Source organism: Butyrivibrio sp. YAB3001, from assembly GCF_900112195.1.
In the GTDB taxonomy this organism is placed as follows: domain Bacteria; phylum Bacillota; class Clostridia; order Lachnospirales; family Lachnospiraceae; genus Butyrivibrio.
In genome coordinates this window covers 17,829-34,761 of record NZ_FOKR01000017.1, presented here as the reverse complement: position 1 = coordinate 34,761, position 16,933 = coordinate 17,829, and the positions used below count along the sequence as shown (strand labels likewise).

The 16,933-nt window shown below is 32.0% G+C and carries 16 protein-coding genes and 1 pseudogene; all 17 read left to right on the top strand.

Translation table 11 applies throughout. The annotated features are described in order from the left end of the window. Nucleotides 1-28: 28 nt before the first annotated feature. Nucleotides 29-631: a recombinase family protein gene (locus BM086_RS15675; RefSeq protein ID WP_092328947.1), complete on the top strand. Its 603-nt coding sequence runs from the start codon at nt 29-31 to the stop codon at nt 629-631. 198 nt (nt 632-829) lie between these two features. Then, entirely contained in the window at nt 830-1,960 is a 1,131-nt protein-coding gene (locus BM086_RS15670; RefSeq protein WP_092328942.1) for a glycosyltransferase family 4 protein, read from the top strand. Between the two features lie 9 nt (nt 1,961-1,969). Continuing rightward, on the top strand, nt 1,970-2,992 hold the full coding sequence (locus BM086_RS15665) for a glycosyltransferase family 2 protein (RefSeq protein WP_092328938.1): 1,023 nt from the start codon (nt 1,970-1,972) through the stop codon (nt 2,990-2,992). Continuing rightward, nucleotides 2,967-3,842: a glycosyltransferase gene (locus BM086_RS15660; RefSeq protein ID WP_092328935.1), complete on the top strand. Its 876-nt coding sequence runs from the start codon at nt 2,967-2,969 to the stop codon at nt 3,840-3,842. Before BM086_RS15665 ends, BM086_RS15660 begins: the two co-directional genes overlap by 26 nt. Next, nucleotides 3,823-5,592 carry a hypothetical protein gene (locus BM086_RS15655; protein ID WP_092328931.1) on the top strand — a complete coding sequence of 590 codons (1,770 nt, stop codon included), beginning with the start codon at nt 3,823-3,825 and terminating at the stop codon, nt 5,590-5,592. Before BM086_RS15660 ends, BM086_RS15655 begins: the two co-directional genes overlap by 20 nt. 41 nt (nt 5,593-5,633) lie before the next feature. Continuing rightward, the gene (locus BM086_RS15650) at nt 5,634-6,809 is read left to right on the top strand and encodes a glycosyltransferase (RefSeq protein ID WP_092328926.1); all 1,176 of its coding nucleotides are present in this window, start codon (nt 5,634-5,636) and stop codon (nt 6,807-6,809) included. Between the two features lie 14 nt (nt 6,810-6,823). Further along, nucleotides 6,824-7,672, top strand: a complete 849-nt coding sequence (locus tag BM086_RS15645; RefSeq protein WP_092328921.1) for a LicD family protein — start codon at nt 6,824-6,826, stop codon at nt 7,670-7,672. Further along, nucleotides 7,669-8,103, top strand: coding sequence for an adenylyltransferase/cytidyltransferase family protein (locus BM086_RS15640; protein WP_092328916.1), 435 nt, complete (start codon nt 7,669-7,671; stop codon nt 8,101-8,103). The genes BM086_RS15645 and BM086_RS15640 overlap by 4 nt, the downstream gene beginning before the upstream one ends. Further along, nucleotides 8,090-9,586, top strand: a complete 1,497-nt coding sequence (locus BM086_RS15635) for a lipopolysaccharide biosynthesis protein (RefSeq protein ID WP_242952238.1) — start codon at nt 8,090-8,092, stop codon at nt 9,584-9,586. The genes BM086_RS15640 and BM086_RS15635 overlap by 14 nt, the downstream gene beginning before the upstream one ends. Nucleotides 9,587-9,625: 39 nt before the next feature. Continuing rightward, nucleotides 9,626-10,666, top strand: coding sequence for an asparagine synthase C-terminal domain-containing protein (locus tag BM086_RS15630; protein WP_092328911.1), 1,041 nt, complete (start codon nt 9,626-9,628; stop codon nt 10,664-10,666). 206 nt (nt 10,667-10,872) lie between these two features. Next, nucleotides 10,873-11,142: pseudogene (locus BM086_RS21475) on the top strand (capsular biosynthesis protein); the annotation flags it as partial. A gap of 3 nt (nt 11,143-11,145) precedes the next feature. Beyond that, complete coding sequence (locus BM086_RS15620; protein WP_442857345.1) at nt 11,146-12,066, top strand: lipopolysaccharide biosynthesis protein; 921 nt, start codon at nt 11,146-11,148, stop codon at nt 12,064-12,066. Between the two features lie 278 nt (nt 12,067-12,344). Then, a complete protein-coding gene (locus BM086_RS15615; RefSeq protein WP_092328902.1) occupies nt 12,345-13,370 on the top strand; it encodes a stealth family protein in 1,026 nt (341 codons plus the stop codon). Between the two features lie 125 nt (nt 13,371-13,495). Beyond that, nucleotides 13,496-14,176, top strand: coding sequence for an acyltransferase family protein (locus tag BM086_RS15610; protein WP_175560318.1), 681 nt, complete (start codon nt 13,496-13,498; stop codon nt 14,174-14,176). 517 nt (nt 14,177-14,693) lie between these two features. Beyond that, nucleotides 14,694-15,053: an SDR family oxidoreductase gene (locus tag BM086_RS15605; RefSeq protein ID WP_207650997.1), complete on the top strand. Its 360-nt coding sequence runs from the start codon at nt 14,694-14,696 to the stop codon at nt 15,051-15,053. Nucleotides 15,054-15,204: 151 nt separating this feature from the next. Then, nucleotides 15,205-16,188 (top strand): acyltransferase family protein, encoded by a 984-nt coding sequence (locus BM086_RS15600; protein ID WP_092328889.1) that lies wholly within the window; start codon nt 15,205-15,207, stop codon nt 16,186-16,188. Between the two features lie 101 nt (nt 16,189-16,289). Then, the gene (locus BM086_RS15595; RefSeq protein ID WP_092328885.1) at nt 16,290-16,529 is read left to right on the top strand and encodes a hypothetical protein; all 240 of its coding nucleotides are present in this window, start codon (nt 16,290-16,292) and stop codon (nt 16,527-16,529) included. Nucleotides 16,530-16,933 lie beyond the last annotated feature (404 nt).

Genomic DNA, 16,933 nt, shown 5'->3' with positions numbered 1-16,933 from the left:
ATCTGTTTATTCTCATGGAGGTTACAAAATGAGACAAAGAAAACTAGCATATGCAAGAGTAAGTTCCCGTGATCAGAATGAAAACCGTCAGATTGACGCATTTCTGAAAGCTGGCGTAAAGCCAAAAAACATCTATGTAGACAAGCAATCCGGCAAAGACTTTGATCGTCCCAAGTACAATGAGCTGATAAAAAAGCTTAGAGAATCTGATGTCCTTTTTATCAAGAGCATCGACAGACTTGGACGAAATTATACGGAGATTATCGATCAGTGGAAGTACATTACCAAGACCATCAAAGCTGACGTAGTGGTGCTTGATATGCCGCTTCTTGACACACGAGTTGCCAAAAATCTCCTTGGTACATTTATTAGCGACCTGGTGTTACAAATCTTATCCTTTGTCGCCGAGACAGAAAGAAACAATATTAAGCGTAGGCAAAAAGAAGGAATAGTTGCCGCCAAGAAAAGAGGTGTCCGCTTCGGTAGACCCAAAACCGCGCTTCCCAGCAATTTCAAGGTGGTTTGTACTCTTCTTAGAAACAATGAGTGCACAATAGCAGAAGCAGCCAATAAGTGCAACATGTCCAAGACCACTTTCTATAACAAGGCAAAGCAGGCTGGAGAAATCTGATTTAAAAAGCATATCCACCCAAAAAGTGAGACAGAACTACAGATATCAAAATGTAGTTCTGTCTTTTTTCATTTTTTTTAAAATTGAATGCAGTATTCATGCGGGTTTTCGGCTGTTCCAAAAAGTAAACATTTTGGAACGGCTTTTTCATGCAAAGCATAGTCAGTATTTATGCATGAAGAAGGATTAGGGGTTGAAATGAACGATTTAAAAAGAATTGTACTGATTGGTCCAGTATATCCGTACAAGGGAGGAATATCACATTATACGGGACTTATGTACAGGGCATTATCTAAGAAATACGACGTAACAATGGTTTCGTATTCTTTTCAGTATCCCAAAGTGCTCTACAAAAAAGAGCAGAGGGATTATTCGAATGATGCTTTCAAGATTAATAATACACAATTTTTTATACATACTGCAAGCCCTTTAAATTGGATCAGTTCTGCAAAGAGGATAAATGAGCTTAAACCAGATCTGGTGATCATTCAATGGTGGCATCCATATTTTGCACCTTGCTATCAGATTATGACAAAGCACATCAAAGCAAAAGTTATGTTCATTTGCCATAACGTGTTTCCGCATGAGCGTTTTCCATTGGACAAATGGCTTACAGAGAAAACTTTGAAGAATGGTGATTATTATATCGTTCAATCCACTCAGGATGAAGAAGATTTAAAGACAATTATCCCTAATGCCAAGTATAAGAGAGCGGTTCATCCTACATACAATGCGTTCAAGATGCAGGATATGTCAAAAGAAGCTGCTCGGCAACTTCTTGGTATAAAGTCTGATGAAAAGATCCTTCTGTTCTTTGGCTTTGTTAGAAAGTACAAGGGTCTGGATTACCTCATAAAAGCTATGCCGGAAGTAAAGAAAAATCTCTCGGATTGCAGATTGCTGGTAGTTGGCGACTTCGGAGATGACAAGGACGAGTATCTTGGGCTTATCAAAGATGGAGATGTTTCAGATGTGATTGATATCTATGACGGCTACATCCCCGACAAGGATGTTGAGAAATTCTTTGCAGCTTGTGACGTAGTTGTTCTTCCATATGTTAGTGCTACACAAAGCGGAATAGTCCAGATTGCGTACGGCTTTGATAAACCGGTTATTGCGACAAATGTTGGTGGCTTGCCGGATGTGGTTACAGATGGAGAGACTGGGCTGTTGGTATCTGCGCAGGATTCTATGGCTTTTGCAAAAGCTGTCATTGATTTTTATAAAGGAGATTATTCAACGAAATGTGCTGCTGGAATAGTTGAACAAAAGGCCTGTTTTTCATGGGAAAGACTAGTTGAACATGTCGAGCAATTATATTTCGTATGAGTCTGTTATATGGTTCAAGCTATGAATAGTGCAAATGAACTGAATAATGTTGAGATAAGTGTCATTATGCCTGCGTATAATGCTCAAGATACTATTGGTGATGCGATTGAAGCGGTTACTGCTCAGAAGTTTACAAAATGGGAATTAATTGTAATTAATGATGGATCTGTGGATAGGACAGAGAGCAAAGTTTTGGCATTTTCTGATTCAAGAATAAAATATTTTTCTCAAATGAATCAGGGACCATCATCTGCCAGAAATGCAGGATTAGAAAAAGCAATTGGGAAATATATTACCTTTGTTGATGCAGATGATTTTGTGCATCCTGAGTATTTGTCTTTGCTATATTCAGTGGCAGAGAAAAGAAATGCTGATATTGTAATGTGCAATTATGAGAAATTTGATAGAGATAAGTTTTCTCATTCCGAGTACGCGAAACATATAAGTGAATTAAATGATAGTGATTGCTTGACTATGAGCGGTGAAGAAAGCATAGAGAAAATGTTTTATAAGCGCTTGGTTATGCCATATCCTTATTTGAAACTTTTTAGTAAGGACATTATTGGTGATATTAGGTTTTCACATGAATTGAAACTTGGAGAAGATTTAGATTTTAACTGTAAAGTATTGGAACGAGCAAAAACGATAGTATATGTGAATAAAATCCTTTATTACCATTTAGATGTAGTAAGCAGCATTACACATAATTTGGATTATGAAGTAGCACATAAGCATTTTTTAGATTTACTTCATAAGAGAGAAGAAGCTAGTGTGATTATACGTGATGCAATTGATAGTAGAATTTTTGTATTATCATACGATTTACTTTCTCAAATTAAGAATTATAAAGATAGCAGTAGCTATGCTCAGGAATACTTGGACTTTATAAAACGGAATAAAACTAAAGTGTTTAGGAATCATAATATTTCAAAGGTGGTTAGGGTGTTAAGCACTTTATCGATGATTTCTGTTTCATTTACAGTTAGAATATGTAGAGTTCTTAAGAATGTTCAATTCAAAAAGGCTATTTAATAATACAGATATCATGGAACTAAATGTTTATAGAGATGTGGGTTGTTTGATGAATTATATTACAATAATTACTATTTGCTTAAATGATAAAGAAGGCTTAAAAAAAACTATGGATTCTGTTTTGAATCAACAGCATGCTAGTTTTGAGTATGTTGTTAAAGATGGTGAATCGACAGATGGAACAAATGAGATGTTAAAGGAATACGAAAAAGCATTTGCTGATAAGGAAATCGAATTTAAGCATTTTATAAAAAAAGATAGTGGAATTTACGATGCAATGAATCAGGGATTGGATTTTTGTAGCGATAGCAATTATGTTCTTTTCTTGAATGCTGGTGATACTTTATATGATAAGAATGTGATGCAACTCTTAGCCAGCATAAAGTTCCAAAACACAGCAGATGCTATGATTGGAGCTACGAATTCAATTTTGAGTAATGGTGGAGAGTTTATAGAGAAACCTCTAATTAATAAGGATAGTATTAGGTTTTGTCATCAATCTGTTTTAGTTAGGACAAAACTCATGAAAGAAATTAGGTTCAATACAAAATATAGAGTTGCTGCTGATAGAGACCTTTTGCTTAAGCTATTTGAAGATGGGTATCATTTAGAGCTGATAAATATTATTGTTTCGACATTTGATCGAGAAGGGGTGTCATCTAGGAATTTTTCTGCGCTTTACGAGGAAATAGATGATATCAATCATAAATATAATAGAGATTCTAAGAAACACAATAGATATGTTAATAGCATTAAAACAAAAATTGTATCTATAAATCCGATGATATCAGATTACATGTATATATGGAAACGCATTAAAGGGGATTCTAGTGTTAAAAAAACAAATTAGGATAGATCAAAAAACTTCATTATTGATTAGCTTTGTTTTGATTATTTTATTAGAAACATTACATGTGCGTGATGTTCGGACCATTTGGAATCAAAATGATGAATTTGGCGTATGGCAAGGGGCAGCATGGATTTTGAATCTTAACTGGAAAGAGGTAGTTTCAGAAAATGGTTTTTATGGATTTGGATATGGTTACTTGCTTGCTCCTCTTGTTAATTTATTTGGACATAATTCCAGTGTACTAACACAAGTTGCTTTATGTTTTCAAGCAATTATGCATGCTAGCTGTTTATTTTTATCGTATTATTGTATATCTATCATTTTTCCAGATGTTGAAGACTATAAAAAAATAATAGTTGCTTTTGTGAGTGTTATCTCTGTTACTGATTTGTTCTATGTTTATTTTTTCTTTGCAGAAAGCTTATTAAGGTTCGTATTTTGGGCGTTTTCAGCTCTGACTTTAAGTTGGTTTAATGAAAGAAAATGGTACAAGGTTTTCTTGATTAATGCTATTTCTATATATGCTTTTTCAGTTCATCAAAGGTGTATTTTATTACTTGTAATGGCAGTGTTCCTATCTGCCTATGCAGTATTGATTTGTATTATTAGGAAAGAAATAAACTTTATTGAGATAACAAAAATTGTCGTTACGTGCTTGGCTTCAGTGATTTTTTATTATCTTGCATATAAACTTCCGCTTTCAATATATAAAGGGACCATGTATGCTGCTGTCGAAAGTGGTAAGAAAATGGGAAACTTACTGTCAGACCGAGGGTACACATTAGAGTTTTTGATTAAAGGAATATTGCTTAATATATCCAAAGAGATTATAGCACTTCAGAACATTGGAGGAATGATTTATTATATCGGAGCTATAGATTGTGGGCTTTTCTTTTGGGGATTTGCATATATATGGAAAAATCGTAAGAGAATAAAACTATTTAATCCAGATAAATGGGGCGGGTTGTTTTATATTTTTACAACTACAATTGGCGGAATTTGTTTACCTACATATCAATTTGCAAATAAAACAGTTTATAAACGTGTTGAGTTTATGCATTATGGGAGATATTGTTCATATTTATTTGCACCAATGTTGATGTTGGGGGTGATGTATCTTTTAACTGAGAAAAACACTCAAAAAATATTAAGAGCATATATTTTTATAATGGTGATTTTTATTATTGGAGGTTTGTCGACATTTAATGTATTACATGATCATAAAGTTAAGAAATTATTTGCTTTTAGAAATGCTTGTCCAGGTGTTATTTCCCAATATTTTGAGACTTCACCGTGGGAAGCTACATTGTACCATACTCAGGTGGGGTTACTTTGCATTTCATTAGTATTTTGGTTGATTTTTATTTCCAAAAATATAAGCAAATTTTCTAAGCAAATTGAGATAATAACATTTTCAATTGTAGTAATTATATCTGTTTCCATAGCAAATAAAGAATCTATGGAATTGTATGAAAAACAACGAAATTATGTAGAACAAACATATGACATACAAAAAGTTTTAAATGATGTTGACGAATTTATTGTATATAACGGTTTTAAGTATGGTAGTGGTTTATTACAGTATAACAATATGTTCTCTAGGATATATTTAAAGGATACGATAGAAGAGTTTTCGGATGATGATAGAGGAAAACTAGTGATATCGCTTAATAATGATGAAAATATGAAAGATATAAAGAATCACAGTATTGTATATGAAAATGATAGATATGTAGTGTGGCAATATTAGCATGAAGTGAATATTTTGTGATTGTTATATAGGTGGTCAATATGAATGTTTTGTATGTAAATACCAGATATGTTGGCGGTGGTGCTGAAAAAATATCCAGGGTATTGTACAAGAAGGAAAAAGAGTACGGCTGCAATACATACTTTTTGGAAGGAAAAGAGACTTCTGGTGAAGTATATCATGTTTATTCACACAATGGTTTGGTACGAGGTATCAATTACGTATATTCTGTTGTTACTGATAACGCGAGAAGAATAGATTTTTATACACGTTATAAGGTTAAAGCACTAATTAAAAAATATCATATAGACATAATTCATTTTCACAATATTCATGGAAATTATATTGGGTATTCTGATATGAAATATTTTCAAAAGTACTGTAAAGTGGTTTGGACTTTACATGATATGTGGCCAATTACAGCACATTGTGGTTATTCTTTGAAATGTGATAAATGGAAATACGAAAAATGTTTCAAATGTGCACAAAAGGATTTATACCCATCGGTGTTATTTCGTAATACCAAACGATTATTTAGGAATAAAGAGAGTGCTTATGGAGAAAGTGTAACATATGTTACGCCTTCAAGATGGTTATTTGATTTACTGGAAGAGAGTTTTTTGAGTTCACAAAAACGTGTGCTGATAAGTAATGGTGTTAGTTTATCTATTTTTAAATATGTTTCAAAAGATTTTTCGAATGATCGTCCTATATCCATACTATTTGGTGCAAATAAAAATGACAGTAAATATAAGAATATTAGTTTTCTGATTAGAGTTTTGAATAAAGTTCGTGAAAAGAATAAGTTTGTTTTACATATTTATGGTGGTGACGTGCCAGATATGCTTTCTACAGAGTATAAAGTTGTAGAACATGGGTATATTACTGATGAAAAAATTATGGCACAAATATATGCGGAGTGCGATGTATTTATTTTGCCTAGCGCAGCTGAAAATTATTCTTGTGCTCTGTTGGAAAGTTTATCATGTGGAACACCGGCAATTGCAAGTAATAGCGGAGGAAATAGTGAAATAGTCAATTCTAAAAATGGTTGGGTATTTTCTTTGGATGATGAAAAAGAATTATTGAGTATTATTGAAACGTTGTCTTTTAGAGAATTATCAGTAAGGAATACCTTTCTTAAATATGATAGGGAAAGATTTGATGAAGATACTATGTTAAAACAATATTTTGAGTTATATCGTTCAATTTATTGAGAGGGTATGCACTTATGAATGAACTTCAAAAGAAAGAATTAGAAATTTTCATCGAGGTAAAGAAAGTATTAGAAAGGCATGGATTAACTTATTTTGCTATAGGAGGCACATGTATTGGAGCTGTCCGACATCAGGGCTTCATTCCTTGGGATGATGACATAGACATTGCAATGCCTAGGGAAGATTATGAGAAATTCAGAAAAGAGTATTATAAAGAGTTACCTGATTACTTACAAAAACTTGATGGTGATAACTGCAAAATATATAACGGCTTATATATGAAGATTCATGATTCCAGAACAACGTATATAGAGCAGCATTTTGTTGATTTCCCAAGTCGATATTCGGGTGTGTTTATTGATGTTATGCCGGTTGATGCCATTCCTGCAGATAAAGTTGATTTTGTTATTAAAAAAGTTAAAAAGTTATCTCATATGAATAATGTAAATAGAAAGCCATTTCGTAAATCATTATCTATGTCAAGTAAGCTAAAGCATTGCATTTTTGCATTAATTCAGATAACCCATAAACCTGATTATTATTCTAACAAAATAGAAAAGTGTTTAAGGCAATTTGATGGTGAAAATTCTGATAGGGCTTTATTTACTTGGAGATACAAAGCGTCAATAAACAGGAAAGTATATGCAAAAGAAATGTTCGATTCTGTGGTGGAAGTACCATTTGAAAATACAACAATAGCGGTTCCGATTGGCTATGATCAATATCTAAAACAGGATTTTGGAAATTATATGAAACTACCACCGAAAGAACAGCAAAAGACACTTCATAACGTTTATTTATTAGATTTGTGCAATGCTTTTGGCTATTACGCTGATAGGAAAAGAAGAGGTGAAAATTTATGATAATTGGATATACAACAGGTGTTTACGATTTGTTTCATGTGGGGCATTTGAATCTGCTAAAAAATGCTAAAGGAATGTGTGACAAATTAATAGTGGGGGTTACAGTTGATGAACTTGTGCAATACAAGGGAAAAAATGCAATGATTCCATTTGAAGATAGGCTTGAAATTGTTCGTTCATGTAAATATGTTGATGCTGCCGTTCCACAATATAATATGGATAAACTTGAAGCATGTAAAAAATTAGGGGCATCATATTTATTTGTTGGTGATGATTGGTATGGTACAGAAAAATGGAAGCAGTATGAAATTGATTTTTCTAAGGAAGGAATTCAAATAGTTTATTTCCCATATACAAAGGGTGTTTCTAGTACGAAAATCTCCCAGGCACTTCAAGCTGTGAGAAAGGATAATTTGAGTGATATTAAGTGATTCATTTGGATATAAAAAAAGTATAGGAATATTGAAAAAATATAAGAGTTTACCAGTTCAAGTTAGAGCATCATTTTGGTTTTTAGTATGTTCTTTTTTGCAAAAAGGTATTTCAGTAATAACAATGCCAATTTTTACTAGATTGCTGAGTACTGATGAATATGGGAGATTTGGAGTTTGGAATTCTTGGCAGGGGATAGTGGCTATTGTAGTAGGATTATCATTATCTTCAGGAGTTCATACGCAGGGATTAGTTAAATTTGATAAAGACAAAGATCTGTTTTCATCTTCATTACTTGGATTGATGACACTTTCAGTATCATTGTGGATGGGTATTTATTTTTTGCTTCATGATTATATTGATGTTTTTTTATCATTAACGACGATACAGATAGTGGCGATGTTGGTAAAGGTATGGTCGTCATCGGTTTTTCACTTTTGGGCTAATGAACAGCGAATAAAATATGCATACAGAAATTTAGTAATCATTACAATTATTGTATCCTGCATTAAGCCTATACTAGGGATAATCCTGGTATCATTGTGTAAAGATAAGGTGACGGCAAGAATAATTGGATTAGTGTCGGTTGAACTAATTGGATTTTCTTGGATGTTTCTATCATTAATCCGTAAAGGAAAGGGTATTTATTCGAAGAAATATTGGATTTATGCATTAGGATTTAATTTACCGCTTGTACCACATTATTTGTCTCAAACTGTATTAAATTCGTCGGATCGCATAATGATTCAAAAAATGGTAGGGGATAGTCAATCAGGTATTTATGGATTGGCATATTCTGTATCATTAATAATGACATTGTTTAATACTGCATTAATGCAGACTATTAGTCCATGGATATATAGAAAAATAAAGGATAGGAAGGAAAATGATATTGCTCCTATTGCATATGCATCATTACTTTTTGTAGCAGTCGTGAATCTTATACTAATTGCTATGGCACCAGAAGTGATTGCTGTTTTTGCACCTAAATCCTATCATGAAGCAATTTATGTTATTCCACCGGTAGCTATGAGTGTTTTTTTTCTGTTCTCATATGATTTATTTGCAAAATTTGCATTTTATTATGAAAAGACAAAGTTTATTATGACAGCCAGTGTTTTAGGGGCTTTGTTGAATGTTATATTGAATTATTTCTTTATTCGGAAATATGGATATATTGCAGCTGGATATACAACACTAATTTGCTATATTACATATGCTCTTGCTCATTATTTATTTATGAGGAGAGTTTGTAGACTGTGTTGCTTTGGAAAATATCCATATGAAACAAAAATAATACTAATGATAGCGATTCCATTTTTACTGTGCGGATTCATTCTTCTTCTTACATACAAATACTCCATTATTCGCTATTGTATACTGGCCGTATTTATTATTATGATTTTTGTTTTTAGAAAAAGGTTAATTATAGCAATAAAGGGAATGCTTAGTATACGAAAAGGTATTAAGAAAAATGTTTAATTGCCAATGTGCTTGGTATTAAAGATAAGGTGGTTAAAGATGATAGTAGATTTAAAGTATTGTATGAGCTCATTTCTTATGTATAGATTCATTGTTGATCAAGAGAAATGCTTCTGTGATAGTATGACAAAAACTAAATTAGTAAGGGATATAGAGAGAAACTTAATATCTGATAGTTACCAACTTGAAGAACATTTAAGAAAAGTTGTTAGAAAAACATGTGAAAACAGAAAAGCGGCTATTGCGTTGAGTGGAGGAATAGATTCTGCTATATTGGCAAAGTTTATGCCAGAGGGGGCTACTGCATATACATTTCGATGCATAGTTCCTGGATGCAAAGTGACTGACGAAACGGAGATGGCTGCACGATATGCTAAAGAGTGTGGGTTGAAACATAAAGTTATAGATATATATTGGGAAGATTTTGAAAAATATGCTTCTTTAATTATGAGAGCTAAGAATTGTCCAACACATTCAATTGAAATTCAAATATATAAAGCGTCACTTCAAGCAAAAAAGGATGGTTTTGATACGTTAATATTTGGAGAAACAGCTGATTGTGTATATGGTGGGCATAGTAATCTTCTTTCTCGAGATTGGACAATAGGAGAGTTTGCAGATAGATGGAGTTTCGTAAAACCATATTATGTATTAAAAGATTTTGAGTTTATATCAGAGCCATATATGAATTATTCTGTAGATGGTTGGGTCGATGTCCCTAGATTTCTGTCTGAGTTTGAGTATTATGCATCATTGAATTTTTATATTAACGCAACTAAGACTGCGGGAATGGATCTTGTAGCTCCATATGCATATACAAAAATGAAAGAACCATTAGATTTGAAGAGGATTAGGAGCGGAGAAAATAAATATTTAGTAAGAGAATTATTTTCAAGGTTATATCCTGATTGGATTATACCTCCAAAGACTCCAATGCCAAGACCAATGAATGAATGGTTAAGCAGATGGAAGGGACCATCTCGTAATGAGTTTTTGCCTAATTGTCAAGATGGAATGACAGGTGATCAGAAATGGTTAGTGTATTCATTGGAATTGTTTATGAATGATATAGATTTATAACATTAATTGATTTATAAAAAGATGTTTATGGTTGATAGTATACGATTGTATTTGGAACGTATGCGTTTTTAGTAATACTTATTTTAGAAAGGAATAAGATTTTTCATGAAAGAAGAATTATATCCTATAGATATAGTGGTGGATTGGGTTGATGGTAGCGATATTAATTGGCAAAATGAAAACAAAAATATGAAAATCATCAATCTATAGAAGAAAAGAAAATAGATAATATCAGATTTAGAGATTGGTATTGCTTAAAATACTTATTTAGAGGAATTGAAAAATTTGCTCCATGGGTAAATAAAGTATATTTTGTTACTTGCGGTCAAGTACCAGAGTGGCTGAATGTTAATTGTTCAAAATTGGTATTGGTAAATCATAAAGACTATATACCGCAAAAATAGCTTCCGACATTTAATTCTAATACTATTGAGTTAAATTATTATAGAATTAAGGGGTTGTCTGATCATTTTATTGTAATGAACGATGATATGTATTTTACCAATTATTTAGAAAGGGAAGATTTTTTTAAAAATATTTTACCGGTAGATATCTTTATGGAATACCCTATATCATGTGGTGGTGGAGCTAGTAGGGCAATGGGGCATTGTTTTGTAAATAATTATTGTTTATTAGGTGATCACTTTTCTAGGATGGATTATAAGAAGGATAAGGTGACAGCAAGAATTTTATGCATAATTATAGTAGAAATAATTGGTTATTCATGGATGTTTTTCTTCAGTATGAAGAAAAGAATGGTATCTTCCAAGATAACAAAATATTGGAGTTATGCTATTGGATTTAATATTCCGCTTATTCCTCATTATTTATCGCAAACGGTTCTTAACTCATCTGATAGGATAATGATTCAAAGAATGATTGGCGATAGTCAAGCTGGTATTTACGGGGTTGCTTATTCTCTTTCTATGATTATGTTAATCTTTAACAATGCGCTTATGCAAACAATAAGTCCATGGATGTATAAAAAAATAAAAACGAAAAATGAAAAAGACATCGCATCAATTGCGTATGTGGCTTTAACGTTAATTGCTATTGTAAATCTTTTACTTATTGCATTAGCACCAGAGATAGTGGCAATTTTTGCTCCTAAGTCTTATTATGAAGCCATTTATGTAATTCCTCCCGTCGCAATGAGCGTGTTTTATTTGTTTTTATATGATTTGTTTGCTAAGTTTGCTTTTTATTATGAGAAGACAAGATTTATCATGGCAGCTAGTGTAGGAGGGGCAATTTTAAATGTTCTTTTGAATTTCATTTTCATAAGAAAATATGGTTATATTGCCGCTGGTTATACGACGTTAGTATGTTATATGACATACTGTATGATACATTTTTTATTTATGAAGAAAGTATGTAAGCAGTATTTGCTCTACAGATAATCCATATGATGTCAAAAAGATTGTAAGTATAATTGTACCTTTTATGATTGGTGGGTTTGTTCTGCTTTCTACATATAATTGTCTGGTATTAAGGTATTTATTATTGTTTGTTATGTTATTACTATGGTTTTGCTTTCGAAACAAATTGTTGGATAATATTAGGGGAATTATGAGTTTAAAAAAGAAGAACGGGCGATTATTGTAAAAGATTATAATTGCACTTGTAACGAATAGATTATAGAAATACTGATTTTATTTAAAGAGGATAAGGTTGTTGTATGAAAGAAGAATTATTTCCCATAGATATAGTTTTGGATTGGGTTGATGGTAATGATCCGGTATGGAAAAAAAGTAAAAAGCAATACGAAAAGGAACAGTCAGAAGAAGAAAAAAGTATTGATGATATTAGATACAGGGACTGGGATTGTTTAAAATATGTTTTTCGTAGTATAGAAAAGTATGCTTCTTGGGTAAATAAAGTATTTTTTGTTACTTGTGGTCAAAGACCTGAATGGCTTAATCTTGAGAACCCTAAATTAGTATTGGTTGATCATAAAGATTATATACCATCAAAATATCTACCTACATTTAATTGCAATACTATTGAGTTAAACTATCATCGGATAAAAGGCCTTTCTGAGCATTTTATTGTGCTAAATGATGACTTTTATTTTACCGATTATGTGAAAAAAGAGGATTTTTTTATTAAAGGGGTTCCTGTCGATTCATTTATGGAATACCCGATAATGTGTGGTGGTGGTGGAAGTGAAGCAATGGCACATATATTAGTTAATAACTATTGTTTACTAGGTAATCATTTTCGTAGGAATGAATATAAAAATAGATTAATGGGAAAAATACTAAATATCAATTATGGCGCCTTGCTTTTTTATAATTGTTTGCAATTTATTATTCCATATCCAAAATTTTTTGGCATACTAACGCCACATTATGCTTTGCCATATTTAAAAAGTTCATATGAGGAAGTATGGAATGTAGAAGAGGAAAGGCTAGATTCTGTGTGTATGCAGAAATTTCGAAGTGACAAGGATATATGTTTATATGTCATGAGAATATGGAATCTTCTAAAAGGAAATTTTATTCCGCGGAATGTATTAAAAGAAGGCAAAATGATGTCATTAACGAACGACGAGATGCTTTTCAAGGCGATAGAAAATCATCAGTATAAGCGCATATGCTTGAATGATACAAAGTGTACAATTGAAGAATATAAAGCGATAAAAAAGAAGTTACATCACAGTTTTAATTGCATAATGCCTGAGAAGAGCAGCTTTGAATTATGATTTTATGTTAAGAAATCTAAGCGTTATATAGATTATATGTGAAATGAACATATGGGCTTTATGCATATGTAGCTTAAAAATGTCCAGGAAAGAGCGATAGTACTGGATTATCGGGGGAGATGATTGTGATAAATACATTCAAAAAAGATGATGCTCAAGCTCTAAAAGGAATAGCAATAATTATGATGATTTTTCATCATTGCTTCAGTTCAACAGAGCTTTATGAAAAGTATACAATTTCGTTCTTCCCTTTTAAGGAAAATATTATTGTTAACATAGCTGTAATATGCAAGATATGTGTTGCTTTATTTGCTTTTATTTCTGGATATGGTTTGATAATTAGCTATGAAAAAAAGAAGGCAACAGCGTCTAGATGGGCTTTGAGCAGATATATTAAAACATTTTCTGGTTTTTGGATTATTTACATTTTACTTGCTTTCGTGAATATTATCTTTCGAAGCCGCTTTTTGAAAGTGTATTTTGGACATGGTATCTGGATTGGAATTGCAAGCGTATTTTTGGATTTTGCAGGTTTTGCTAAACTTTTTGGTACAGATACATTGTTAGTTACATGGTGGTATATGAGTGCAGCTGTCGTGTATATACTATTAGTGCCATTGCTGTATAAGGAGCTGAAGGATAAAACTTGGATTATTTTAATTTTTAGTATGTTTTTTCTTAGAGTTATTTTATCCCATACGGATGCAGGTTCATTTACTGGAAGCAATTCCATTTATGCCTTTATTCCAGTATTTATCAGTGGTTCCATTTTTGCCACTACATTGTTTTTTTCGGGGGGGTACTAAAAAAGGCTACAAAGTGCATAGTTGAGGTTTTGGCACTATTTATTTGTGCATTGTTTTATATAAGACTTCCTCTGAATATATTCTGGGAATTTCATTTTTGTATTGCACCAGTGTTTTTCATTATGTTTTGCGTAGAGTATATAATGCCAATATATTTATTACATAAAATACTAGAGTTTTTTGGCAGACATTCAATGAATATTTTTCTGATACATTCATTTATAAGAGGCGGCTATATGGCCGATTTTACATATTCGTTTAAGCATTTTGCATTGATTGTTATTATCCTATTTACTATTTCTTTGCTTATATCTATTGTTTTGGAATATTGCAAAAAGATTATAAAAATAGACTTATTAGTTGATAAGATTTGCAACCAAATTGAATCATAACATGTAAGAGAAAGATAGGATTACAATATGCCATAGATTTTATGCCGAGTGATAAAGAAGGTATTTGAGATGACAGCTCATAAAGTATGTGGTACCTGAATGATAAAATGCAAGTGACAGTCACGATGAAGAATGCTGGAAATCTGTTATTTATCTCATCTGAACGTGGGAAAATGGGTGATGATTTGCCATATGGATTGACAAAAGCGGCGATTAATAGTTTGATTAAGGGCTTAGCAAGAAGAGGAATCGATTATGATATTCGTGTAAATGGTATTGTACCCGGAGTGACGGTATCTGATATGGTGGGAGTAGGGGAGAATGACAATTTATATAGAAAAAAATCAATTGGTAAAAGAATTTATTTGCCTGAAGAGATAGCGGAGCTGGCTGTTTTTTTGATGAGTGATATATCTGGGTGTATTTCAGGCGAAGTGATAGCTTGTGACCAAGGGAATTATCATCAGTTAGATGATATTTTATAACAAAATGCTTAGAACAAAAAATAGAAGCTTTCTGATACATTAATTTTTTTATCAGGTATAGTGGCTGTATAGGAAAGGTAGATTTAAATGTAATAATGAAACTAATCATTACAAGGCGTAGTGTAAAGTTGCTGATAATTGAGGTGAATAATTGAAAAGAAATGATTTTTTTGATTTGATCAGAGGTATTGCATGTATACTTGTGATTTTTTGTCATTTTAAAATTGAGTGCTGGTATGGGAAATATTTAACTGCGCTTGCGAGATTTGCGGTACCATTTTTTTTATTATTATCAGGCTACTTTGCTAATCGCGGGACTGTATTAGAAAACATAAGTTATTCCAAAAAAAGAATAAAAGCTACTCTTTGCTTGATTTTTTTTGGGGTGGTAAGTAGTGCAATTTCTAATACTTTCTGTAATTTATTGGAAAATAAACATTTTTATCAGTGGTTACTAGATGCGCTAAGCTTTAAGACATTTATTTTATTTTTGTTTTTTAATAGGGCACGTTTTTTAAGTTCAGTTATGTATTATCTTTTCATGTTACTTTATGTGTTTTGCATATTCATTGCATTAAATAAGTACAAACTGTTGTATAAGATACGTTATATTGTTCCTGTTTTATTGTTATGTAATATCGTTATTTCAAGTAGATTCAGCGAGCATTTTTGGATGGTTGCAAATTTTTTATTTACAGGGATTCCCTTTTTTCTAATTGGTTATTATATCAGAGAACAACGTATTAAAGAAATACACTGTGGTTGGAAATGTGTGCCAGCATGTGCGGTAATAGTGGGAATTATATTTACTATCGTAGAACGGACTTTTTGGGGAGATTCTTTTTTGTATTTTGGTTCTGTAATATTATCAATAAGCCTAATAGTGTGTGGTCTAGTATATAATATCAAGATTCCTAAATTCTTGGTTTTATTTGGCACCAAGTGTTCAGTTTTCATTTTTTTATTTCATTGTCCTATGGGTTACTTGTTGGAAGCTATATTTAAAAAATATGGATTATATTGTATGTTGCCGCTTTCTATTATTGTTTTATTAGTTTCACTTTCTTTTTCTGTTATATTTGCGGTTTTTAAAGAGACAATATTTAAAAAATATGTATACAAGAAGTTAACATGAGATGAAAACGTTGGAATTACTTATATTTTTTTTGGAGATAGAAGTTCATGGCAATAACCATTAAAGAAAAACAACAGAATTATAAAGCATAATTTGGCCGTTTGAAAAAAGCATTTGCTTATTATTTTTACCTTGAGGCGATTATTATAGAATATGCAATCATGGAAGATAGAGCAGAATCTATCCTAGCCTATGATGGAAAACAGATCATTCATAAAAATGCGAAAGAGTTTATTTCTTTTTCCAGAAAAGCAAATAAAATCATGAAACTTAGTGAGAAAAAGGGTTCTATTATCGGAAGGTATTTTGCTGATGATTTTATGGGGCAGGTAATGGAGTGAGTGAACTATAGAAATGCTGTCATTCATGCATTATTGAAAAAGAAAACTACGACAGTGGAACTTTTAAAATATGCCAATCAGGGCGAGTTGCTATGCAAAGAATTAAGTAATTGGGCAAATAACTATAAGAGGATGCTGGCTCGTAAATTACTTATGAAAACTGTTGAGTAATATGATCAAAAAGAAAGCTCCTATAAAGGAGCAGACTCTTTGTTTTATAAAAATTAACTATATAATTTAGTTTTCGGATGATTCGTAACTGATGCCATTCTTTTCTAATAACTCATGTAGTTTTGCAACTTCAGAGGTAAGAGAACTGACTTCCTGCGTTAAATCAGAAATCTTCTTTTCCCTTGCTTCCTGATAACGGAGAAAATCCTCACGTTCTCTGGCAATTTTAATTA